Annotated in this window: 19 protein-coding genes and 4 tRNA genes; 4 read left to right on the top strand and 19 right to left on the bottom strand. The window is 45.0% G+C overall.

Annotation, left to right across the window (positions count from 1 at the left end; all coding sequences use genetic code 11):
• The first annotated feature begins 338 nt into the window (after nt 1–338).
• Genes hemC through hemY form a run of 4 tightly spaced genes read left to right on the top strand, consistent with a single transcriptional unit; the run spans nt 339 to nt 4415 of the window.
• A complete protein-coding gene (gene hemC, locus ABLA76_RS06455; RefSeq protein WP_348987321.1) occupies nt 339–1280 on the top strand; it encodes a hydroxymethylbilane synthase in 942 nt (313 codons plus the stop codon).
• Entirely contained in the window at nt 1277–2017 is a 741-nt protein-coding gene (hemD, locus tag ABLA76_RS06450; RefSeq protein WP_348987303.1) for a uroporphyrinogen-III synthase, read from the top strand. The genes hemC and hemD overlap by 4 nt, the downstream gene beginning before the upstream one ends.
• A gap of 20 nt (nt 2018–2037) precedes the next feature.
• Nucleotides 2038–3207: a uroporphyrinogen-III C-methyltransferase gene (gene hemX / locus ABLA76_RS06445; RefSeq protein WP_348987302.1), complete on the top strand. Its 1170-nt coding sequence runs from the start codon at nt 2038–2040 to the stop codon at nt 3205–3207.
• Between the two features lie 2 nt (nt 3208–3209).
• Nucleotides 3210–4415 carry a protoheme IX biogenesis protein HemY gene (gene hemY / locus ABLA76_RS06440; RefSeq protein WP_348987301.1) on the top strand — a complete coding sequence of 402 codons (1206 nt, stop codon included), beginning with the start codon at nt 3210–3212 and terminating at the stop codon, nt 4413–4415.
• Nucleotides 4416–5203: 788 nt separating this feature from the next.
• Here hemY and ABLA76_RS06435 read toward each other — a convergent pair.
• The 19 genes from ABLA76_RS06435 to trxA form a co-directional block, all read right to left on the bottom strand.
• Nucleotides 5204–5280, bottom strand: a tRNA-Pro gene (locus ABLA76_RS06435).
• 23 nt (nt 5281–5303) lie between these two features.
• Nucleotides 5304–5390 (bottom strand) — tRNA-Leu (locus ABLA76_RS06430).
• Nucleotides 5391–5405: 15 nt separating this feature from the next.
• Nucleotides 5406–5481: transfer RNA gene (locus ABLA76_RS06425), tRNA-His, on the bottom strand.
• Between the two features lie 75 nt (nt 5482–5556).
• Nucleotides 5557–5633: transfer RNA gene (locus ABLA76_RS06420), tRNA-Arg, on the bottom strand.
• Between the two features lie 171 nt (nt 5634–5804).
• Complete coding sequence (locus tag ABLA76_RS06415; protein WP_047766315.1) at nt 5805–7178, bottom strand: amino acid permease; 1374 nt, start codon at nt 7176–7178, stop codon at nt 5805–5807.
• 378 nt (nt 7179–7556) lie between these two features.
• Entirely contained in the window at nt 7557–8294 is a 738-nt protein-coding gene (wecG, locus tag ABLA76_RS06410; protein ID WP_285808819.1) for a lipopolysaccharide N-acetylmannosaminouronosyltransferase, read from the bottom strand.
• The gene (gene wzyE, locus ABLA76_RS06405; protein WP_348987300.1) at nt 8281–9708 is read right to left on the bottom strand and encodes an ECA oligosaccharide polymerase; all 1428 of its coding nucleotides are present in this window, start codon (nt 9706–9708) and stop codon (nt 8281–8283) included. Before wzyE ends, wecG begins: the two co-directional genes overlap by 14 nt.
• Before the next feature lie 2 nt (nt 9709–9710).
• Nucleotides 9711–10808, bottom strand: a complete 1098-nt coding sequence (locus ABLA76_RS06400) for a TDP-N-acetylfucosamine:lipid II N-acetylfucosaminyltransferase (RefSeq protein WP_348987299.1) — start codon at nt 10806–10808, stop codon at nt 9711–9713.
• Nucleotides 10805–12055, bottom strand: a complete 1251-nt coding sequence (gene wzxE / locus ABLA76_RS06395) for a lipid III flippase WzxE (RefSeq protein ID WP_348987298.1) — start codon at nt 12053–12055, stop codon at nt 10805–10807. The genes ABLA76_RS06400 and wzxE overlap by 4 nt, the downstream gene beginning before the upstream one ends.
• Before the next feature lies 1 nt (nt 12056).
• Nucleotides 12057–13187: a dTDP-4-amino-4,6-dideoxygalactose transaminase gene (gene rffA / locus ABLA76_RS06390; RefSeq protein WP_348987297.1), complete on the bottom strand. Its 1131-nt coding sequence runs from the start codon at nt 13185–13187 to the stop codon at nt 12057–12059.
• Complete coding sequence (rffC, locus tag ABLA76_RS06385) at nt 13174–13902, bottom strand: dTDP-4-amino-4,6-dideoxy-D-galactose acyltransferase (protein WP_348987296.1); 729 nt, start codon at nt 13900–13902, stop codon at nt 13174–13176. The genes rffA and rffC overlap by 14 nt, the downstream gene beginning before the upstream one ends.
• Nucleotides 13880–14761 carry a glucose-1-phosphate thymidylyltransferase RfbA gene (gene rfbA, locus ABLA76_RS06380; RefSeq protein WP_348987295.1) on the bottom strand — a complete coding sequence of 294 codons (882 nt, stop codon included), beginning with the start codon at nt 14759–14761 and terminating at the stop codon, nt 13880–13882. Before rfbA ends, rffC begins: the two co-directional genes overlap by 23 nt.
• Nucleotides 14762–14779: 18 nt before the next feature.
• Nucleotides 14780–15850, bottom strand: coding sequence for a dTDP-glucose 4,6-dehydratase (gene rffG, locus ABLA76_RS06375; RefSeq protein ID WP_348987294.1), 1071 nt, complete (start codon nt 15848–15850; stop codon nt 14780–14782).
• Nucleotides 15847–17109: a UDP-N-acetyl-D-mannosamine dehydrogenase gene (gene wecC, locus ABLA76_RS06370; protein WP_348987293.1), complete on the bottom strand. Its 1263-nt coding sequence runs from the start codon at nt 17107–17109 to the stop codon at nt 15847–15849. The genes rffG and wecC overlap by 4 nt, the downstream gene beginning before the upstream one ends.
• Nucleotides 17106–18236: a UDP-N-acetylglucosamine 2-epimerase (non-hydrolyzing) gene (wecB, locus tag ABLA76_RS06365; protein ID WP_348987292.1), complete on the bottom strand. Its 1131-nt coding sequence runs from the start codon at nt 18234–18236 to the stop codon at nt 17106–17108. Before wecB ends, wecC begins: the two co-directional genes overlap by 4 nt.
• 81 nt (nt 18237–18317) lie before the next feature.
• Entirely contained in the window at nt 18318–19388 is a 1071-nt protein-coding gene (wzzE, locus tag ABLA76_RS06360; protein WP_285808826.1) for an ECA polysaccharide chain length modulation protein, read from the bottom strand.
• A 30-nt stretch (nt 19389–19418) separates the two neighbouring features.
• Nucleotides 19419–20507, bottom strand: coding sequence for a UDP-N-acetylglucosamine--undecaprenyl-phosphate N-acetylglucosaminephosphotransferase (gene wecA / locus ABLA76_RS06355; protein ID WP_348987291.1), 1089 nt, complete (start codon nt 20505–20507; stop codon nt 19419–19421).
• Between the two features lie 334 nt (nt 20508–20841).
• Complete coding sequence (gene rho / locus ABLA76_RS06350; RefSeq protein ID WP_010845326.1) at nt 20842–22101, bottom strand: transcription termination factor Rho; 1260 nt, start codon at nt 22099–22101, stop codon at nt 20842–20844.
• Between the two features lie 771 nt (nt 22102–22872).
• Nucleotides 22873–23199 (bottom strand): thioredoxin TrxA, encoded by a 327-nt coding sequence (trxA, locus tag ABLA76_RS06345; protein WP_099133093.1) that lies wholly within the window; start codon nt 23197–23199, stop codon nt 22873–22875.
• Nucleotides 23200–23247: the final 48 nt, after the last annotated feature.

Below are 23247 nucleotides of genomic sequence, written 5' to 3'. Positions count from 1 at the left end.
CATAAATATTTAATCGAATAATATTTTTCTTATTGTTAAATATTTTCAGCGCTTTTTATCATTAAGATAAGCCCAAATTTCAATTTGCTTTTAAATCAATCTCTTTGTTTATTTTATCCATTAGAGCAAAATATTATTTTAATATTTAAAATTATTTTTATTTCATAAACTGTATATCCATATACTATTTTGATTTCTTCTGGCTTTTTCGTTACTGGAAAAAAAATCATTGAGATGTTAAAACTGGCACTATTTTCTCACTAATTGGTGACTAACTGGTGGCTAAAAACCATTATTTCCCATCAATTACCCAATATACTTACCTAATAGATTTATCCATGACAATGAAAACCATTCGCATCGCTACCCGCCAAAGCCCATTAGCTATGTGGCAAGCGCAATATGTTCAAAAGCAACTGAAACACTTTCATCCAGAACTGCAAGTAGAACTGGTTCCAATGGTGACACGCGGTGATATTATCCTCGACACGCCATTGGCAAAGGTAGGCGGCAAGGGGCTGTTTGTGAAGGAACTGGAATTAGCGCTGCTCGAAAAGCGAGCTGATATTGCCGTCCACTCCATGAAAGATGTCCCTGTCGAATTTCCTGATGGTTTGGGATTGGTCACAATCTGCGAACGGGATGATCCACGGGATGCTTTTGTTTCAGTAAAATACGCCTCGCTCGATGACCTACCGACTGCCAGTGTTGTGGGCACATCCAGTTTACGTCGCCAGTGCCAAATCCGTCAGCGACGTCCTGATCTTGTCGTTCGTGACTTACGCGGTAATGTCGGGACCCGTCTGAACAAGCTCGATAACGGCGATTATGATGCCATTATTCTTGCAACAGCGGGCCTGAAACGGCTGGGGCTGGAAGAACGCATTCGTATGCCATTAGAGCCTGAATTATTGCTGCCAGCCGTTGGTCAAGGGGCGGTAGGTATTGAGTGTCGGCTTGATGATCATCAAACCCGTGAACTGCTGTTGCCCTTGAACCACGCAAGAACAGAAGCTTGCGTTCTCGCTGAAAGAGCGATGAATACCCGCCTTGAAGGGGGCTGTCAGGTACCGATTGGCAGTTATGCCATCTGGCAGGGAGAAAGCATTTGGTTACGCGCGCTAGTGGGTTCCCCTGATGGCACAGTGATCGTGCGCGGTGAAAGAGTGGTCTCACCCAAAGAGGCTCGTCAGGCGGGTATCGCATTGGCGGAAGAGTTATTGGAAAAGGGCGCACGCCAGATCCTGGCGCACGTATACCAGAGGAACCTACCGAAATGAGCATTTTGATCACCCGCCCTGTCCCCGCAGGAGAGGAATTGGTCAAGCGACTGCGGTCTATTGGAAAATCAGCCTTCAGCGCCCCCCTCATTGAAATTCATCCGGGGGCAGATTTGCCATTACTGCGACAAAAGCTGCAATGGCTGTCTGCGGGAGATCGGGTTTTTCTATTATCAAAAAATGCGGTTCATTATGCCAATGAACAGCTTATTCAAGAAGGCCAGTCATGGCCTGAACAGTTATCCTATTATGGGATCGGCAAACCAACTTCCCTGATGTTTCATCAATTAACTGGATTGGAAATCTTCTATTCTAAGCAGGGTGAAACCAGTGAAGATCTGCTGCAACTCCCCACTTTACAGTCAATGGACAATAAAAAGATTTTATTGCTCCGAGGCAATGGCGGCCGCGAAGTGATTGCCTCCACATTAAGGCTCCGTGGAGGTGCAGTAGATTACTGTGAATGTTATTCACGCCAGCCAGTCAAATACGATACAGCCGATTTCAGTCGTCACTGGCAGCAGTGTGGTATAAAAACCATCGTTGTTACAAGTGGCGAAATGCTGCAACTGTTATATAACTTAGTCACTGATAGCGATGGAAAAGCATGGTTACTGAATTGCAAGCTGATTGTGGTCAGCAAACGTCTTGCTGATATCGCCCAGACTTTGGGCTGGCAAACAATACAAGTCGCCAAGAGTGCAGATAATGACGCCTTAATCCAGGCACTGGAATAAATTAATATGGGATGTCCATTATGACGGAACAAAAAAAGACGGAACAAAAGCCATCTACCGATACGGTTAAGAATTATGGATGGTTAGGTAATACGCTCTCAATTGCCATTTCTTTGGCGATAGGTGTTGGTGGTCTTTATATTTATTATCATAGTCAACAGCAGAATGCAGCATTAAAAGCCGAAAATCTCGCTCTTCAACAAGAGACGGCGTCTCTGACACAACAGCAGTCTGCCGATAAGCAAAACTTTAGCGCCAAACTCCAAGAGTTGGCGGATTCCTTACAACAAGCCAACTCACAACGTCAGCAACAGGCTGGTCGCATTACAGAGCTTCAAAACCGTGTTTCGGCATTTGCAAATACAGATATTGAAAACTGGCGACTGGCGCAGGCAAGCTCCCTCGTTAAGATGGCTGGCCGAAAAGTCTGGAGCGAACAGGATATGACTACTGCCATCGCCTTGCTGAAAGATGCCGACCAGAACCTGGCTGAAATGGATGATCCCAGCCTGCTCTATGCCCGTAAAGCTATCATGGCAGATATCGATTCCCTGACCAAAATCAAACAGATTGATTTAGACGGTATTATCCTGATGCTGAATCAGCTATCAAACCAAGTCGATAACTTACACCTTGCCAATAAAGTAGAACAAGCCACATCGGAGAAGGAAAACGAGCATGGGATCACTGCCTCCCTCGCTGATTGGCGCCAGAACCTGAGTCATAGCTGGCACAGCTTTATGGATAACTTCGTTACCATTACGCCACGTGATAACAGCAAAGAGCCGCTGTTAGCACCTAACCAAGGCGTTTACCTGCGCGAGAACATTCGTTCCAAACTACTGATTGCTGCGCAGGCAGTTCCTCGCCATCAAGCTAAAATTTATCAGGACGCATTGAAAGATGTTCAATCTTGGGTGAATGCTTATTTTGATACCACTGACCCGGAGGCAGAGCGCTTTTTAACAAACGTTGCCTCACTGCAAAAGAGACCGTTATCCATCAATGTTCCTGAACAACTGAACAGCCAGCCGATATTGGCAGAGCTGGTTCGTAAGCGTATCTATAACTTACCAGATTCCACGCAATCCCAAACGGATTCCCAATCTGAAATTCTGCCTGAGGCACAATCACGGTCGACAACAACAGCAACCGCCGATCAGGTAAAAACATCCGTTGAGGGGAACTGAACATGTTGAAGATATTCTTGCTGTTCGTGATCCTTATTATCGGGATCGTCGTTGGTCCCTTGATGTCTGGCCATCAAGGATATGTTTTGATCCAGACGGACAAGCTCAACATTACCACCAGTATCACTGGGCTAGTGATCATCTTCCTCCTGCTGCAATTCCTGCTGATTCTGATCAGCTGGTGTTATCGGCGTTTAAAACGTACCAGCACGTCCACTCATAGCTGGATCTTTGGTGGATATAAACGTCATCGTGCTCGCTCACAAACCAAACAGGCACTGCTGAAATTCGCCGAAGGGGATTTCAAGCAAGTTGAACGCCTGATGGCCCGCAATGCTGACCATGCAGAACTTCCTGTCGTGAATTATCTGCTGGCGGCAGAGGCAGCCCAACGACGCGGTGATTATTTCCGAACCAACCAATATATTCAACAAGCGGCAGAAGTTGCCGATAAAGACCAGCTTCCCGTTGATATTACCCGTATCCGGGTCCAATTAGCACAAGGTGAAATTCATGCCGCGCACGTTGGTGTGGACAAGCTGTTGGATCATGCCCCTCGTCACCCTGAAGTATTGCGATTAGCTGAACAGGCTTACTCTCTTTCAGGTGCTTATCAATCCCTGATTGATATTTTACCTTCCATGCTGAAAGCTAATCTGCACAGTGAAGAAGAAATCCTTAAATTACGTCAGCAAGCCTATATCGGATTAATGAATCAGGTTATGGCAGAGAAAGGCAGTACGGGGCTGAAAATATGGTGGAAAGATCAAAGCCGCAAAATTCGCAATGACATTGTACTGCAAGTTGCCGTGGCCGAGCATTTGATTGAATGCAATGATCACAAGACCGCCCAACAAATCATTTTGGACGGATTAAAACAGCAATACGACGAACGTTTGCTGCTATTAATTCCCCATCTTAAGGCAAGTGACTCTGACGCCATACAAAAGACCCTTTCTCACCTGTTAAAGCAACATGGGGCAACCCCACTGCTCAATAGTACACTGGGACAAGTTGCCCTGCGCCATGGTGAATGGGCCAATGCTGAATCAGCATTTAAAGCAGCTCTTGCTCAACGACCAGATGCTCATGATTACGCATGGCTTGCCGATGCACTGGACAGATTGCAAAAGCGTGAAGAAGCTATCCAAATCCGCAATAAAGGCTTTATGCTGACCCTGAAGCGTAATAGCGACGTCGAAGTATAAAAGCGCGGGAGCACACACCTCAGTTAACGATGAAAGATATGGGATGCAATTGAGTCGTTAACCGAGGTGCATTCACCATTAAAGCTCATGGCAAACTGCCTGAAGCCTGTCCTCACTGTTCTACAGACAAAAAAACACCTATCAAAGAAGACAGGTGTATAAATACAATCAGGTCTACAGACGGATAGTGCCTCACTCAACGTTGTGTCCGGTTTGCGATGAAAAGACAGAATACTTACTCATCTATAACGTGGACTATAGGCACTGACAATCAGCTCTACATCATCCCGAGGTTTATGAAGTCATATGCTGTCATAAGGAGTGGAATGAGTATCTACAATCTTAAATATTGCATTTTATGTGCCAACTTTTTCAATCAGGATAAACTTTCTTTACCCAGGGTTTGGCTGGCTTTCCATAATAGATAACCTGACTTTCACCAAATATCGTTAAAAATACCGTCTCTCATTTGAGACGCCCTTTGAGCCTTTTAAATATAGGTGCGATAAATCATATAGTTGAACGTCTCCTATTTGAGACATTAAGTGGTGCGGTTTGTCGTTGAAATACAACATCAATAAAAAATATCTTTTAAAACATAACGTTAATTCATTAACAAAAACAATAACACTCAATTTATCGATTAAAAATAGAACAGAAATTAAGAAGAAATAAAAAGGGAAAAATTTTTTATCCGCAGGGAGAGCAGGGATCATAGGGAGGAGAAGAAAAGAACCTGGAAGTAGTCAGAAAGAAAAAACCCCGCTTTGCGGGGGTTTTTCAGAATTTGGTCGGCGAGAGAGGATTCGAACCTCCGACCCACTGGTCCCAAACCAGTTGCGCTACCAAGCTGCGCTACTCGCCGAAATATATTTTTTATCTTTCTTATGGTGCGAAGGGGGGGACTTGAACCCCCACGTCCGTAAGGACACTAACACCTGAAGCTAGCGCGTCTACCAATTCCGCCACCCTCGCGTTTCATAAAAAAGATGGGGTGGCTAACGAGACTCGAACTCGCGACAACTGGAATCACAATCCAGGGCTCTACCAACTGAGCTATAGCCACCATAACAGCTATCTTTTTACATACAACAATGCCCGACCACGATAACTCATTACCACTGCTCTTGCACGCTTTAAATGGCGCGCCCGACAGGATTCGAACCTGAGACCTCTGCCTCCGGAGGGCAGCGCTCTATCCAGCTGAGCTACGGGCGCTTAACGCCGTTGCGGTGGAGGATAGTACGGATTTAATGTCGTACTGTCCAGTGCTTTTTTAAAAGAAATGAAGCGTTTGATTACGCTTTACTCATTTAGCTGATAAAATCAGCGCTTTTCCACCGCAGTATTATCACAAATCGTTTTTTAGATTAAAAACCGACCAGCAAACTATATCGATTTTTTAGACAAATACCATTTCATCAACCCATAAATTGATGACACGATCAACAAAAATAGGCCACCCACTATCAGTGAGAAACGTGTATCAGGGTTAATTGCCATTCCCACCAAGACACAACACAGGAAAATCAATGTCAGGTAATTGACGTAAGGGAACAGAATCGATTTAAACCGGTGCTGTTTTATGGCTTCCTCATGATGCTGACGGAAACGCAATTGACTGACCAGAATCACAAACCATGGCACCATGCCAGGCAATACGCTGGCGCTATAGACGTAAACAAATACTGACTGCGGATTTGGTATCAGATAATTCAGGCAGGAACCTGCAATCAAGCAACCAATGGTAATTGCAATACATCTTACCGGCACACCATTTTTCGACAATTTCAGCAATGAAGCAGGCAATTGACGGTTCTGCGCCAAGGCATACAGCATTCTGCCACCGCTGTACATTCCGCTGTTACACCCTGACAGCGCAGCTGTCAGCACGACAAAGTTAATCACCGCAGCCGCAGAAGCGATACCAACTTTAGAAAAAGTCATCACAAACGGGCTGCCATGCGTGCCTACTGCCGTCCACGGGAACAAGGTTACAACGATAAAAATAGCACCAACATAAAAAATCAGGATACGCCACAAAATATTGTTGATCGCTTTTTTAAGGGTAACTTGTGGGTTTTTCGCTTCACCAGCAGTGATGCCAACCAGCTCTACCCCCTGATAGGAAGCGACCACAATACAAAGGGCAAATAAAAAGCCTTTCCATCCACCGGAGAAGAAACCACCATGTGCAGTCAGGTTATCCAAACCAATGGGTTGCCAGTCATTGCCCAAACCGAAGAAAATCAAACCAATGCCAATCAGGATCATCACAATAATCGTTGTGACTTTGATCATGGCAAACCAAAATTCCAGTTCACCATATAGCCTTACTGCCGCCAGGTTGGCTAAGGCAACCAATCCAACCGCTACCAGTGCTGAAACCCATTGCGGCAACTCTGGAAACCAGAATTCAGCGTAGACGCCCACGGCCGTGATTTCTGAGATCCCGACAGAAACCCACATGAACCAATAACCCCATGCGGTCAGGCATCCCCAATAAGGGCTTAGGTACTTATGCCCAAAAGCAGCAAATGAACCCGTTACAGGTTCAAGGAACAACATTTCTCCCATGGAACGCATAATGAAAAAGACAAAAAAACCAGCAATAATGTAAGCCAGCAAAACAGAAGGGCCGGCCCATTTCAAGGTACTGGCTGAACCCATGAACAGCCCTACACCGATTGTGCCACCTAGCGCAATCAGCTCAATATGACGTGCCTCAAGTCCCCTTTGCAGGCTCTGTTTTGAATCACTCATAAAACTCCCTATCCACTTTTATGATGTCTATACTTGCAAACAGAAAAATACAGGAATTGATAATCAATCGTTGTAAAAAAGGCTGGGATCAAAACACGTTTTGCCAATCAGTGAAATAAAAAATTATAAAATTGAGTCGATATCTGTTTTATTTGACATCGTAATGGAAGAGAACGACTTCCAGCCTGACTGATTTTCCTCATATAACAAGGTGACTATTTGACGCTTTTGCCAAGTGAGGCTTAAAAACACGGGAGTTAAAACATGGAATGTGAACACAAATGATTAAACAACAAGCTATTAGCAAATCCAAAAAACAAAAACCTGCTGCAATCGCATATGCCCGACGCAACAGGTAGAAAAAGGACATGATCGGGGCTAAAGCTTACCACCATAATAATAACCAAGGAATCTCAATAGCTTCAGCTGCCTACGGATACGGCTTGGCTGAGAAAGTAAGCGATACAACCACTCCAAACCCAGATTTTGCCAGACTTTTGGGGCACGTTTAACGTGACCAGTAAAGGCATCATAGGTTCCGCCAACCCCCATATACAGTGCATCTGGATATACCTTGCGGCAGTCACGCATAAAGATTTCCTGTTTGGGTGATCCCATTGCTACGGTAATAATCGCAGCACCACTGGCATGAATCCGCTCAAATACCTCATCACGCATTTCGGCCGTAAAATACCCATCCTGGCTGCCCACAATATTGACCTTCCACTGGGTACGCAGTTTGTGCTCAGTCTGTGCCAGGATATCGGGTTTTCCACCAACCAGAAAGACCGGAGTACCTTCACATCCGGCCCGTTCCATCAAGGCTTCCCATAAATCAGCGCCCGCAATACGCGATACCTCCGCCTCAGGGTATTTACGGCGAATGGCACGTACGATGCTAATGCCATCTGCGTATAAATATTCGGTCTCATCCAACAATATATTCAGCGCATTATCTTTCTCGGCCGTGAGCAGTTTTTCTGCGTTAATCGCAACCAATGTCCCTGTTTTTACCTGTCCATCCAGGAAAAGATGATCGAGGAAATGCGACATACCGCGAAAGCCCCAAATATTGAGACCGCGAATGCGGTATTTGGGAGTGTTATTCAACGCCATTTTTTTTCCTTACATCCAAAATAACAGATGTTTTTCGCAAAGTAGCCAGATTACTGACCACAAACTTTCGAATCAGCCCGGCACTTTCAAACAGCCAATACAGCAATTTCGCCGCAACCAGACATAGGCCAAAGACAATACAAAAGAACACCACCCGAGAAACAAAAGAATCTACTCCTTCACGGGCAAGCACAATCATGTTAAAGATGGCGCCAAAGCAGAAAGCCTGCAAAATGGCTGCTTTATAGCGATTGCTTTCCTGTTTTCCTGCTTCATAAATCCAGTCAAACCATTTGATAATAAAACCGACTGCAATCGCCCCCAGAGGGATAAAGAATACCCCCCCCATCACCACAAGAGAGCCTATCAGTGTGGGGGAGATCGCAAGACCAGAGTGGTTATCTAATACATCCCACGTGAAATAGTTAGCGGTGTTCCAGACCAGATTAGGCCTGTCCGGCCATACCCAACCAGGAATAAAAACATAAAAATCACGGATAATCGGTGCCAGCCCTTGAAACTCAATTTTGCTGTAATTATCCAGCAACAGGGCCAAATTTTCCCACGGCGAAAAAGTATCCCGCGTGAGATACAGAAAAGTATAAAATGCCTCCGCCCCGCTTACATCCAGGCTGTAGCGTTTCAACGCCAGCCAGAACATACCGACAATTCCCATCGCACCCGCAGTAAACAGCACCCACAGCGTGATCCAGCCACGAACAATCCCGATAAACAGGAACAATGCAAATGCGATAATGATGTTAGCCCGCGTTCCGCCAACGATCACATACGTCAGGATGCCAAATCCCACCGTTCCGACCAAAAAGCATAACCATCGTACTTTGGTCGGTTTCAGAAAAAAGACCACCAGCATGGCAGGAATAAAGAAATAAAAGAAGCGCTTGAGCGCCACGCCGGAAACCTGGCTGGAAAATATCTGGCTATAGGACTGTAACTTAAACAGCAAAAAGCCGTTCTGCATAAAGAAGGAACCTACCGTAACGATAGCAATACCGGCAAGCAGTAACCACGTCAGATTCGTTTCCACCCGATTCATCGTAAACAGGGGCTTACGCGGCACAGTCACCGTTAAGTTTTCAGGTCTGATATTATCGTCGGGCCGTATTTTGTAAGTGAGACATGTTTTATAAGCCACATAGTAAATGGCATAAAAACAGCCAGACGCCAACATCGCATGTAACAACGAATCTACCGGCACGACTTCCACATCAAACTGAAATACCAGCAGGCTCGTCAATGGAAAGCCAAAATAGAATGTCAGCAGATACAACAATGAGAAAAAGACATTAAAGTTAAAACGGATACGCCGAAACTCCTGATACGTTAAAGTCAGGATAAAGGCTACCGAAATCACGTAAACAACAAAAAGCCCGCCGAATTGTGTCAAGGTCATTGCTACTCTCCAGATGCTGCCGACAGGGCGGTTTTCCACCCCTCAATGAAATGGGGATCAAAAAAAGCAATCGCCTTTTTATCGAGGGACAGCATCTGGCGCTGTGCTTTCTGCACCCAGTGTTTATTGAGTTCATCACCGTCAAACAGCACAGGGATCTGCTGTTCCGTTAAATCATGCCAGAAGGGATTCTGACGACTCAGAACAAACGGAATACCAAATTGAATCAACAGACAGAGTGTTCCGATACCCTGCTGACGATTGAAAATGAAATAACCCAAATCGCATTGGCGCAACAATGATAAGTATTCATCAAAGGCTATTTGCTCTTTCAAAATGTGGATGTTTTGCGCCGGAAACAACGATAACGCCGTTTGCTCCACACTCTGAATATAGGCCTGATTATTATCAGGATAGCCCATTGGAATGATTACCTTTGCCTCATCACCGAACTGGCGGTGGATCGTCTGCAAGGCTTCAGTATGACGATTGGATTGATCTCCTGAATTCCCCAATAAGATGGTAATTCCTTGCGGTGAAAATGTTTTCTCCGTTACCGTCAGAATAGGGTTCATCCGGGTCGGGAAATAGAGTAATGATGATGGCACATCAGGTTCGGCCCGACTTGAACGCGAATTATCCTGAAAAAAGTGCCGCAGATCACCACGCGTGGCAAAAATATGCCCTAACCGCTTCTGTGCCAGGCGACGGATCAGATAGAACAAACGAAATTTCAGTTGGCGGGACTCTTCATAGAGATCTGCGCCCCAAACATGCCAAAAGAATTGATGTCGCTTAATTTTGCCCATTAATAAAGCTAACCACAAAGCAGCATTAAACTGGCCGTGAAAAAAGAAACGAACGGTTCTGTCGGCCTTCGCTTTCTCTATCACCGCCTGTGACAAGGCAGATTTACTGTTATAAAGCGAAATAGCCAGGTCAGGGTAATTTGATAACCATGAGTGGTCTTTGGACACCACCATAAAACACGGTTTGGCGGGAAAATGTATTTCCTGTGCCAAGACGTCATTAAAGAAACGCAGTAACGTTTGATTGTGATGTGGGATATCCGATCCCAAAACGTGAATTAGGGTTGTCATGCTCGCCTGCGATAAATAATAAATACGCTACAACAAAGAATGAAATAAACAATGTAAGTTACCATATATGACTGGGCAGCCCCCAACGCCCCATTTGCCGGTATCAGCCAATGAGAAAAACCCGTCAGTAAAAGGAACTGGCTCACTTCAGTCAATATATAAAAACGCAGTGCCGCCTTCGCTATCACCAGATAACCAAAAACATAAGCACCAACTTTCAACACGTCGCCCACTAACTGCCACGCAAACAGATCCCGCATGGCGATGAATTTGTCTGAAAATAACAGCCAAATCACGAAATCACGCAACAACCAGACAGAGAAACTGGCAGCTGCCACAGCAGGCAAGACAAATTTCAGCGCCTTCATAATCTCGCCAGTGATTTCTTGTTTACTCTCCAGACGAGAAAGGGTCGGCAATAGATAGACAGTGAAGGAGGCGGTGATAAATTGTAAATAGGCATCTGAAATACTGCTCACTCCCTGCCAAATCCCGACCTCTTCCCAGCTATAACGCGCGGCCAGTAAATTTCGCATCATGACATATGCAACGGGCAATGTAATGGAAGTCAGCAATGCCATAAGGGTAAATTTCCCCAGATGGCTGGCAATCGCACGATCCCACATAGGTTTCAAGGCAGAAAACGTAATCACCTTGCGATGCAGTATCATCAGGCCGGCAGGTAAAACTACCAATGCAGGAACCAATGCCAGGCCAGCCAATGCCCCTTCATAGCCCCCCAGCCAATAGCAAAGGCTATAAGCCAGCATGCCTGTCAGACTGCCCAAAATAATGGCTAACGCATTTCCCTTAGCATCCCTGAACCCTTTCAGGATTGCCAGAAAATAGTTGGCGTAAGCAATACCCATTTGAATAAATGCGAGCGTCTGCACAACAGTTTTGTAATGGGTGTGACCAAACAGGCCAATACTGATAATTTCACTGAACCAGAGGAAAATCACTGCCAGTAAGGTCGAAAAACCCAAAATTATCAAGGATGATGTGCCCAATACGGCCCTGAGCCTTTCCGGTTGCTGGTGATGTTCCGCCACGTATTTGGTGACACCATTAAAAATCCCTGCCCCAGAGAGCACACCTAATACAGTAATGAGTTGGCGAAAATTACCTGCCTGCCCAACACCTGTTGGACCAAAAGATACCGCCAGAAGTTTAATGACCAGTAACCCCACACCGATCTTGATCAGTGTGGAGCCTGCTGTCCAAACAGAAGCTTTAGCAAGTGACATATCAGGCGAAAAATTCCTTGATACGATCGATAACGATTTGCTGTTCTGTATCAGAGATGTTGTAGAACATCGGTAAGCGAACTAAGCGGTCACTTTCGCGGGTGGTGAAGCGATCTTCGCCGTGGAAACGGCCACATTTCTCACCTGCCGGGCTGGTATGCAATGCCACGTAGTGGAATACGCTCAGGATACCATTCTCTTTCATATAACTATTGAATGCGCTACGTGCGCCTATCTCTTTGAGCTTGATATAGAACATGTGGGCATTGTGTTCCAAACCTTCCGGGACAATTGGCAAAGCTAAGTGCCCCGCGTCTGCTAATGGTTTCAGGGCTTGATAGTAGTTCTCCCACAAAGTCAGGCGGCGTTGGTTTATTTTTTCAGCAAGTTCCAGTTGTGCCCACAGGTAAGCCGCTTGCAGATCAGACAACAGATAGCTGGAACCGATATCACGCCATGTGTATTTATCGACTTGTCCACGGAAGAATTGACTACGGTTGGTGCCTTTCTCCCGAATGATTTCGGCACGGGCAATCATAGAACTCTCATTGATTAATATTGCCCCGCCTTCACCACCAGCCGAGTAATTTTTGGTTTCATGAAAGCTGAAACAGCCAATATGTCCAATGGTGCCCAATGCACGGCCTTTATAGGTGGACATGACGCCTTGTGCAGCATCTTCCACCACATACAGGTTATATTTTTTCGCCAGTGCCATGATGGTATCCATTTCACAGGCCACGCCCGCATAATGCACCGGTACGATGGCACGGGTTTTCTCTGTAATAGCGGCTGCAATCTTGTTCTCATCAATGTTCATGGTATCAGGACGAATATCCACGAATACAATGGTTGCCCCACGCAGTACAAAGGCATTGGAGGTCGAAACAAAGGTATAGCTCGGCATAATGACTTCATCGCCCGGCTGGATATCCAACAACATTGCCGCCATTTCCAGTGAAGCTGTACAAGAGGGTGTCAGCAATACCTTCGGGCAATTAAAACGCTGTTCCATCCATTCTTCGCAACGTTTGGTAAATTCACCATCACCGCACAATTTACCGCTAGCCATCGCCTGTTGCATGTATTCAAGTTCAGTGCCGACTATCGGTGGTTTATTAAATGGAATCATTTCGTCCTCTGTATAACCAATATGCGGTGCTTTCAATGATGGCACCACGACGTGTATAAAGACGCAACGCAGCGATATTGCTTATTTGTGTCGCTACTCTCAGCCGTTGTATCTGATGGCTCTGGCACCACTGTTGCGCCGCCGACATTAATTTTTTGCCAATCCCTTGATGATGATTATCTGGTACAGCTGCCAATAAACCAATGCGTGCTTCGCTGTTACCTATGTCCCTTAACGTGACAAAACCCGCTATTTGACCACGTTCATCATGGACAAGCAGGCATTCATGATCAAATGTGCCTAAAACGGCTTTTTCAACCCAAGCGGCGTAAAATCGCCCACTGTCATCCTGTTGATACCAGGGTGCCCGGAAACGACTAGCGGTAAATACACGCGCTGCAACAGCTTTCAATACGGGGATATTTTCTTGTTTTGCCCGAATGGCTTCTTTTCCCGTATGCATACCAGGAATATCTCCCGCCTCAATCGATAACCGTAAATCTACCTCACCTTCAACCAGTGAAAATCCGAAGGCAGAAAGCTCATCAATAATGCCCGTTTGCTGGGCCGCCACTTTAGCTTGCACCAATGCATATTGGTCCAAATCAGTAGCAGTCAATACTGCTGCTTCCAACGAAAAATTCAGGCGAGCAGTAGATAAACCAAAAAACTGGTTTTCCCAGGCCAAAGGGTCAAGGTTGGCGTGAATAGACATTGAGCAAATCCATCAGATAGTTGCCGTAACCTGTTTTCGCTAAATCCGTGGCCGCCACTTTTAATTGCTCCTCACTGAGCCAACCATTACGCCATGCGATCTCTTCCAGACAGGCAATTTTGAAGCCTTGCCGTTTTTCAACGGTCTGAACAAAAGTACTGGCTTCAATCAGGCTGTCATGCGTCCCCGTATCCAACCAGGCAAAACCACGCCCCAATAATTCAACATTCAATTCACCGCATTCCAGATACATCTGGTTAATGCTGGTGATTTCCAGTTCTCCGCGCGCAGAAGGTTTTACTTGTTTGGCAAAATCCACGACTTTGTTGTCGTAAAAATAAAGACCCGTCACCGCCCAATTGGATTTAGGCTGTACCGGTTTTTCTTCTATGGAAAGTACCCGATACTGCTCGTCAAACTCCACTACACCAAATCGTTCGGGGTCCATCACCTGATAACCGAATACTGTCGCGCCTGTTTTTCGGCCCGAAACATGTTGTAGTTTCGGGCTAAATGCTTGACCAAAAAAGATATTGTCACCCAATACCAGACAGCAAGTATCATTGCCGATAAATTCTTCACCAATCAGAAATGCCTGCGCCAAACCATCAGGTGAAGGCTGTTCGGCATAGCTAAGTTGGATACCCAATTGTTCACCACTGCCTAGTAATCGTTTAAAAGCGGGTAAATCTTCCGGTGTCGAGATGATCAGGATATCGCGTATGCCCGACAGCATTAATACTGACAGCGGATAGTAAATCATCGGCTTGTCATAGATCGGTAATAACTGCTTTGATACACCGCGTGTTATTGGATACAAACGGGTGCCAGAACCCCCAGCCAGTATAATTCCTTTCATCTGCTCCCCCTGACGGGCTTATTCATTTCCTAACCCAAGCCGTTCCCCTGTATAAGAGCCATTCTGAACTCTTCCCCACCAATTCTCGTTTTCCAGATACCATTGCACGGTCTTGCGAATACCGGATTCAAATGTTTCCTCGGGAGTCCACCCCAGTTCGCGTTCAATTTTTGCTGCATCAATCGCATAACGCATATCATGCCCCGGGCGATCCGTTACATAGGTAATAAGATCGCGATAATGCGCTACCCCAGCAGGTTTTTCGGGGCGCAGCGCCTCCAGCAATTCACAAATCGTTTCCACAACTTCGATATTTCGGCGCTCATTATGTCCACCGATATTGTAGGTTTTGCCAGGCTCCGCCTGGGTGACCACCAAATATAACGCCCGCGCATGATCTTCCACATAGAGCCAGTCACGGATTTGCTCTCCCTTGCCATAGACCGGCAAGGGCTTGCCTGCCAGTCCATTCAGGATCATCAATGGGATCAGTTTCTCAGGGAAATGATAAGGACCATAGTTATTCGAACAATTGGTGATCACGGTCGGTAAGCCATAGGTACGACGCCATGCCCTGACCAGATGATCACTGGACGCTTTTGATGCAGAATAAGGGCTGCTTGGTGCGTAAGGTGTGGTTTCAGTAAAGAAACCATCTTCACCGTGCAGATCACCATAGACTTCGTCTGTTGAAATATGGTGGAAGCGGAATTGGCTCTGTTTTTCCTGATCCAACTGTTGCCAAAATGCACGAGCCGCTTCCAACAAAGTATAAGTGCCGATGATATTGGTTTCGATAAAAGCCGCCGGCCCGTCAATGGAGCGGTCAACATGGCTTTCTGCGGCCAAATGCATGACAGCATCCGGTTGATATTGCTGGAATACGCGATCTAAGGCATCACGCTGGCGGATATCAATCTGCTCAAACGCATAACGGGGGTGGTTGGCAACTGGAGCCAGTGATTCAAGATTACCGGCATAAGTCAGGCTATCAACGACAACGACGCTATCTTCGGTCTGATTAATAATGTGGCGAACAACCGTAGAACCGATAAAACCTGCACCACCTGTAATAAGAATACGTTTCAACGCCAAACTCCTTTTGTATCAATAACCCATTTTTGTTTTATGGCAGAACCATGAATAGCTTTAAACTGGCGATGATCCACCAGCATCAAGACAACATCAGCTTTTTCTAATGCCTGATCGACACCCATCAATTTCACCCTATCTTTCAGTGAATCAGGCAGTTCATACACATTGGGTTCAACCGCAATGGTCTGCCCTGCATGCCACTGTGCAACCATTTTGGTAATATAAACAGCCGGGCTTTCCCGCAAATCATCAATGTTTGGTTTGAAGGCCAAGCCAAAACAGGCAATTTTAATCTCACTTGCCCGTTTATCACTCTCAGCCAAACAGTCAGCGACTGCGGCTTTCACTTGATCCACGACCCACAGCGGCTTGTCATCATTCACCAAACGTGCGGTATGAATTAAACGGGATTGCTCAGGGTTCTGGGATACAATGAACCACGGGTCGACGGCAATGCAATGCCCTCCTACACCAGGGCCAGGTTGCAAAATATTTACTCGTGGATGGCGGTTTGCCAGGCTAATCAGTTCCCACACATTGATTCCCTGTTCGGCACAGATCAAGGAAAGTTCGTTGGCAAAAGCGATATTAACATCACGGAAGCTATTTTCTGTCAGCTTGCACATTTCCGCTGTTCTGGCATTGGTGATAACACATTCACCTTCAAGGAAGATATTGTACAGCTCACTCGCCCTGCGGGAAGATTTAGCTGTCATGCCCCCTACTACCCGATCATTTTTAATCAATTCCATCATCACTTGCCCGGGCAAAACACGCTCGGGGCAATAGGCGATATCAATATCTGAGTTTTCACCCACTTGTTGAGGGAATGAAAGGTCAGGACGTACCGCAGCTAACCATTCTGCCATCTGCTCAGTCGCACCAACGGGAGAAGTGGATTCCAAAATAACCAAATCCCCTTTTTTCAAGACAGGTGCTATTGATTCCGCCGCAGAACGCACGTAGGCCATATCGGGTTCATGCTCCCCTTTGAAGGGCGTCGGAACAGCAATCAAGAAAGCATCCGCAGTTTGTGGGATCGTCACGGCTTTCAAAAAGCCCTCTTCTACCGCAATTTTTACTACCTTATCCAAATCAGGTTCAACGATATGAATCGCACCACGGTTAATCGTTTCTACCGCATGTTGATTAACATCCACGCCAATAACCCTCTTTTGACGGGAGGCAAACGCCGCTGCGGTGGGCAAACCGATATAGCCCAAACCGATAACAGAAATTGTTTCAAAACTCATAATGTCACCTGATTTTTTCTCAATGCTTCAAGAATTCGCTGGCAAGCCCGGCCATCTCCATAAGGGTTATGGGCATGGCTCATTTGTTGGTAGGTGTTAACATCCATCAATAAACGTGTAACTTCCGCAACGATAGTTTGTGTTTCTGTTCCCACCAGCCGCACTGTCCCCGCATCAATCGCTTCAGGTCGTTCAGTGGTATCGCGCATAACTAAAACCGGTTTTCCCAGAGAAGGCGCTTCTTCCTGAATGCCTCCTGAATCGGTCAAGATTAAATAAGCATGATTCATCAAATAGACGAAGGGCAGATAATCCTGTGGTTTGATAAGGATAACGTTATCAATGTCATGCAAAATGCGCTTAACGGGTTCACTGACATTCGGGTTCAAATGAACCGGATAAACTATCTGGACATCAGGATGCGCCTTGGCAATCTGTGCCAATGCTTCACAAATACGCTCAAACCCTTTACCAAAATTTTCACGGCGATGACCTGTCACCAGGATCATTTTTTTATTGAGATTAAGGAAAGGATAAAGTTCAGCAAACTGCCCGTATATAGTTTCATCATTCATGATGCGATCACGCACTGATAGCAGGGCATCAATCACCGTATTGCCGGTAACAAAAATACGGTTTTCCACAATGGATTCTTTTAAGAGGTTATTCCGGGAATTTTCCGTCGGTGCAAAATGGTACATAGCCAAATGTCCGGCAATCTTACGGTTGGCTTCTTCCGGCCATGGAGAATAAAGATCCCCTGTTCTTAAGCCTGCTTCAACATGGCCTACCGGAATATGCTGATAGAAAGCAGCCAGACTCGTTGCCATGGTTGTTGTTGTGTCACCATGCACCAATACTACATCTGGTTTGAATTCTTCTAATACAGGCTTTATACCTTGCAGGATACGACATGTGATATCCGTCAGATCCTGCCCTTTTTGCATGATATTCAGATCAAAATCTGGCGTTATCCCAAACAGATGCAATACCTGATCCAGCATTTCCCTATGTTGAGCTGTGACACACACTTTTGCTTCAAAGGCAGTATCCATAGCCAACGCATGTACCAACGGGGCCATTTTAATGGCCTCCGGCCGAGTACCAAACACAGTCAACACTTTCACAGTGACTCTCTTATTTTGTCAATCATTGCAGATACTTCCAAGAATGGAACTCAAAAACCTGTCGTTTATTTTTACATACGGTTACTGATAGGAACTATCGGAGCGAGGACGTCTTACTAAAGCGACACCTGCACCAACCAACATGCCTACGGCTCCCCATAAAATCATCATGAAAGCACGGCGAGGACTGTCTCGGTTAACGGGTTCCTGCGGTGTTCTGAGATAGCGGTAAGTCAGAAAAGAATCCTGCAAAGTCGGACCGACATTCAATGTAGCCAGCATCGCGATATTTTGATCATAATCAATGCTGTAGTCGGGGCCTGTAGCTTCCAACGTTTCAATTTGGGCTTGCAGTAATGGTGTACCCAGCATAAACATTTTGGATTCAGGCAGTTCTTCGATAGGGATGTTTGTCTGATTACGATGAATGCCTTGCTTCTCAGCCACTTTCAGTGACTGCTGCAAGACATTCAATTCACGATTATATATTGCCTTTCCCACCATCTCCTGACGTTTCACCAACGCTTTCATTGACTGAGTCCGCGTCGCCCACGCCCCTTTAATTTCGTTGTTCAGATGAGTACTTGCCCGTTGGTTGGCGAATGCAATATATTGACGCAGAAGTTGATTGGCTTCAACGGCGGTTTCTGCTGTCAATTTGATACTGTCATTTGATGATGTTTTATCATCACTGCGCGTGATTTTAATATCGTTGATCAATTCATCCAACAATACAGCATCCGCTTTGACATGCCCTTCCTTGCGTTGCTTGTAATACTCAGAATGAAGCCAAAATTCACGACGGGTATCATACGCAGAAACCTGTGTCATGAATTCTTTGTATGCACCGTCTGGAATGGTTGGTAATTGCGCTTCTGGCGAAGCATTGATATGGGTATCCAAATTGCGCAGGAATTGTTGTTGCGAATAGTAGCTACCCAAATTATTCGTTGTCGGTAAGTCCACAATAGCGGTTGCGCTCCATTTTTGCTGCATCAGATAAGATGCACCCAGAGCGGCGGCAGCGAAAATGATTGCCAGTGCGATAATCCATATCTTTCCATGCCACAAAGCATAACACAGTGCCCGAATATCCAGTTCATGCTCTATAGCAGGTTGATCCTGTTTAGATTTCGTTTCTGAGTTTATCACTGCACAAAACCTCTTTGATTGTCGATGTCTTTAATGATGGCTTGCTGCCCGACGTATACGACGCTTACACCGTTTGATAAAACGGGCGACCTTCCACGCTCTTTTGATACAATAGCCATACAACATAAATGCAAGCAAAAATAGTGCCAACATCACCCATTCAGGAACAAAAATCAACCGTTCAGCAATTATTCCGATCGCTGCTAACAAAGCCGCCGCCAAAGTGATCAAAATAAATGCCTGACGAGATGTAAACCCAGAACGCATCATCAAATGGTGAATATGCTGACGATCTGCTGAAAACGGACTCATCCCCTTACGCAATCGGCGATACATAATAGCAACCATATCCATCAGTGGGATTGCAATAACCCACAATGCTGTCACAGGATTAATGGAATAGTGTTCCCCTTGAGTCGTTTCAGTCAGTAACCAAATAACAGTAAAACCAATTAAGGTACTCCCTGCATCCCCCATAAACACTTTAAAACGTTTTCCCAATAGGCCAAGGTTGAGGAAGATATAAGGTAAAATCCCAGCAATAAATGTAAAGCACCAAAACGCCAGTGCCATATTTCCATTTTCGTAAAGCAAAATTCCTAATGCACCAAATGAAACACAAGATACCCCCCCCAATAAACCATCAATACCATCCATCATATTGAAAGCGTTAATGGCAGCCCAGATAGCAAATAGAGTCACAATATAGCTGAATGGCCCCAGAATCATTTCCCATGGCCCGAATGCATGCCCCAGGCTATCAAGCTTTAGGCCAGCAAAATACATCATGCTAATGCCAACCAAGGCTTGGATAACTGCTCTAATCTTCACGCTGACATCAAACCGATCGTCTAGTATACCGACAAAAACCAGTATTCCTGCACAAGCCAAATATGGCCATTTGTGTGGGATAAACTCTTTTGTGATTGCAAACGCAAAACAAACACTAAAAAACAACGATATACCACCGACTAGAGGAATCAATCCTTGGTGACACTTACGGTAATTGGGCTTATCAACCAAACCTATATTTTTTGCGACCTTACGTGCCATAAACAAAAACGCGAATGAAAATATAAATATGTAAAAAATTTCGGCGCTCATCCTAGGAATATTCACAATAACAACTCTCTGCAAGATAACGATGTGCCATCTATTATCGATAGTCTTATAGATGCTTATGATTATTGATCTATAAGTTGGTATTCACAAAATAAGGAGTTCTACCATGCATAGAAAATCAACACATGGATAACGCTGTCATAGTTCGTGATCAATTACTGAATACTTGTAAGAAATTTACTTGGCATATACCCACTCGACCACATAAATAAGACATGCAAAATATGTGCCACCCCAGCCAAACACTGTGATAGTGTACAACCATAAAAAAACGCCACAAAACGTGGCGCTTAAGTTGTCACAGAAGGATATTTTTTATCGCAAAACTAAACTATGAACGTTTCATAAAGTCGAAGAACTCTTCGTTTGTTTTTGTCATAGCCAGTTTGTTGATAAGGAATTCCATCGCGTCGATTTCACCCATCGGATGAATAATCTTGCGTAAGATCCACATCTTCTGAAGCTCATCCTGTGTAGTGAGCAGCTCTTCTTTACGAGTCCCAGAACGGTTGTAATCAATAGCTGGGAAGACACGTTTTTCCGCAATCTTACGGGACAGGTGCAATTCCATATTACCTGTACCTTTAAATTCTTCGTAAATAACCTCATCCATCTTGGAGCCAGTATCAACCAGCGCAGTCGCAATGATGGTCAGGCTACCACCTTCTTCGACGTTACGTGCAGCACCAAAGAAACGTTTTGGACGATGCAGGGCATTCGCATCCACCCCCCCCGTCAAAACTTTACCGGAAGCAGGAACCACAGTGTTATATGCACGAGCCAGACGGGTAATGGAATCCAGCAGGATAATAACGTCTTTTTTGTGTTCAACCAGACGTTTTGCCTTTTCAATCACCATTTCAGCCACTTGCACATGGCGGGAAGCCGGTTCATCAAAGGTTGAAGCAATCACTTCGCCTTTTACCAGACGCTGCATTTCGGTGACTTCTTCTGGACGCTCATCAATCAGCAAAACCATCAGCACGCAATCTGGGTAGTTATGAGCGATGTTAGCCGCAATATTTTGCAGCAGCATGGTCTTACCCGCTTTTGGTGGGGCAACAATCAGGCCACGCTGACCACGACCAATCGGCGCTGCCAGATCCAGAACACGAGCTGTCAAATCTTCAGTAGAGCCATTACCGCGTTCCATACGCAAGCGGTTGTTAGCATGGAGTGGCGTCAGGTTTTCAAACAGGATTTTACTGCGGGCGTTTTCAGGTTTGTCAAAGTTGACTTCATTAACTTTCAACAGGGCAAAATAGCGTTCACCTTCTTTTGGTGGGCGGATTTTCCCTGAAATGGTATCACCGGTACGGAGGTTAAAGCGGCGGATTTGACTAGGAGAAACGTAGATATCATCAGGACCTGCAAGGTAAGAACTGTCTGCGGAGCGGAGGAAACCAAATCCATCCTGCAATATCTCCAGCACACCATCTCCGAAAATATCCTCTCCGCTTTTCGCATGCTGTTTGAGAATAGAGAAAATGATGTCCTGCTTACGCATACGAGCCAGGTTTTCCAGCCCCATATTTTCGCCGAGAGTAATCAACTCAGATACCGGCGTATTCTTTAATTCGGTAAGATTCATAATGGTGGGTTCTTTAACTCGGGGTATATCTCGAACTATGAACGTGAATGGTATGGCAGCATTATTGATGCCTGTTTATTTGTACCAGAAACGAATAAGACCTTCTAACATATTAAATTATATTACAAGGTAGTAGTTTGAAGTACTCAGATTGATTTCAAATAAAGCTGACAAACTGTCAAAACTATCTTCTAACTACCTATGTGTGCCATATGTTATAACTATCTATAATGTAAATACAATTCTATAATGCAAACACCATTAAAGTTCAACAGTGGGCACTATTTCAGCATACACATCTTCCAGCATAAATTTTTTTGACATAAGCACTGTTAGCAGATTCTATACCTAACACCTAGCATGGAAAGGGGAAGGCTTGGCATAAAAATGCCTAGGATAAAAACACCCTGTTTAAAGATGTTCAGCATCAGAACGCTATGAGTGTACCAAGCTATATACTGAATTAATCGTATATAGACTCAGAGATTTTACCAAATGCGATATGCCATCAGATACTTCAGGTGACCCAGAGATAACAGATTTATCAGACACTACAAATTGTTTAGTATGCAACACGCTTAATGTCAACTCTTTATACCAGTAAAAATTTAACCAATAAACTTTTATATCGAATAAAGCGTTAGCTCAAGCGAAACTTCATACAAGCACATGGCCGCTAACTTATCATGCTTCGTAACGGACGTCTAGCGGTCAATGAGATAAATCATCTCATACGTCAAACGTCCGTAATTACTGTGACCTGATTCTAAATTATAGGTGTGGTTCCAAAAACTCTTTCAGTTGAGTTTTTGACAAAGCGCCCACTTTTACGGCAACCTTTTCTCCACCTTTAAACAGAATCAGAGTTGGAATACCACGAATACCGTATTCTGGTGCTGTTGCTGGGTTATCATCAATGTTCAGCTTGCCAACGGTCAGTTTTCCTTCGTATTCTGTGGCAATCTCATCCAGAATAGGGGCTATCATTTTGCAAGGACCGCACCATTCAGCCCAGAATTCAACGAGAACTGGACCTTGTGCTTTCAAAACATCGTTTCCAAAGCCAGCATCAGTCAGAGAAATAATATTCGCACTCATTTTTTGCTCCAAAAATAAAATCTTTTACAGTGTAAGTGTACATGAACC

It is taken from the genome of Xenorhabdus sp. SGI240 (assembly GCF_040081915.1).
Lineage (GTDB): Bacteria > Pseudomonadota > Gammaproteobacteria > Enterobacterales > Enterobacteriaceae > Xenorhabdus > Xenorhabdus bakwenae.
The sequence above is the reverse complement of the archived record's forward strand: the minus strand, read 5'-3'. Positions and strand labels throughout refer to the sequence as shown.

Excerpts from the sequence above, each read along its gene's own strand:
- hemC (WP_348987321.1), top strand. The coding sequence starts at position 339 with ATGACAATGAAAACCATTCGCATCGCTACCCGCCAAAGCCCATTAGCT.
- hemD (WP_348987303.1), top strand. The coding sequence starts at position 1,277 with ATGAGCATTTTGATCACCCGCCCTGTCCCCGCAGGAGAGGAATTGGTC.
- hemX (WP_348987302.1), top strand. The coding sequence starts at position 2,038 with ATGACGGAACAAAAAAAGACGGAACAAAAGCCATCTACCGATACGGTT.
- hemY (WP_348987301.1), top strand. The coding sequence starts at position 3,210 with ATGTTGAAGATATTCTTGCTGTTCGTGATCCTTATTATCGGGATCGTC.
- ABLA76_RS06415 (WP_047766315.1), bottom strand. The coding sequence starts at position 7,178 with ATGAGTGATTCAAAACAGAGCCTGCAAAGGGGACTTGAGGCACGTCAT.
- wecG (WP_285808819.1), bottom strand. The coding sequence starts at position 8,294 with ATGGCGTTGAATAACACTCCCAAATACCGCATTCGCGGTCTCAATATT.
- wzyE (WP_348987300.1), bottom strand. The coding sequence starts at position 9,708 with ATGACCTTGACACAATTCGGCGGGCTTTTTGTTGTTTACGTGATTTCG.
- ABLA76_RS06400 (WP_348987299.1), bottom strand. The coding sequence starts at position 10,808 with ATGACAACCCTAATTCACGTTTTGGGATCGGATATCCCACATCACAAT.
- wzxE (WP_348987298.1), bottom strand. The coding sequence starts at position 12,055 with ATGTCACTTGCTAAAGCTTCTGTTTGGACAGCAGGCTCCACACTGATC.
- rffA (WP_348987297.1), bottom strand. The coding sequence starts at position 13,187 with ATGATTCCATTTAATAAACCACCGATAGTCGGCACTGAACTTGAATAC.
- rffC (WP_348987296.1), bottom strand. The coding sequence starts at position 13,902 with ATGTCTATTCACGCCAACCTTGACCCTTTGGCCTGGGAAAACCAGTTT.
- rfbA (WP_348987295.1), bottom strand. The coding sequence starts at position 14,761 with ATGAAAGGAATTATACTGGCTGGGGGTTCTGGCACCCGTTTGTATCCA.
- wecC (WP_348987293.1), bottom strand. The coding sequence starts at position 17,109 with ATGAGTTTTGAAACAATTTCTGTTATCGGTTTGGGCTATATCGGTTTG.
- rho (WP_010845326.1), bottom strand. The coding sequence starts at position 22,101 with ATGAATCTTACCGAATTAAAGAATACGCCGGTATCTGAGTTGATTACT.
- trxA (WP_099133093.1), bottom strand. The coding sequence starts at position 23,199 with ATGAGTGCGAATATTATTTCTCTGACTGATGCTGGCTTTGGAAACGAT.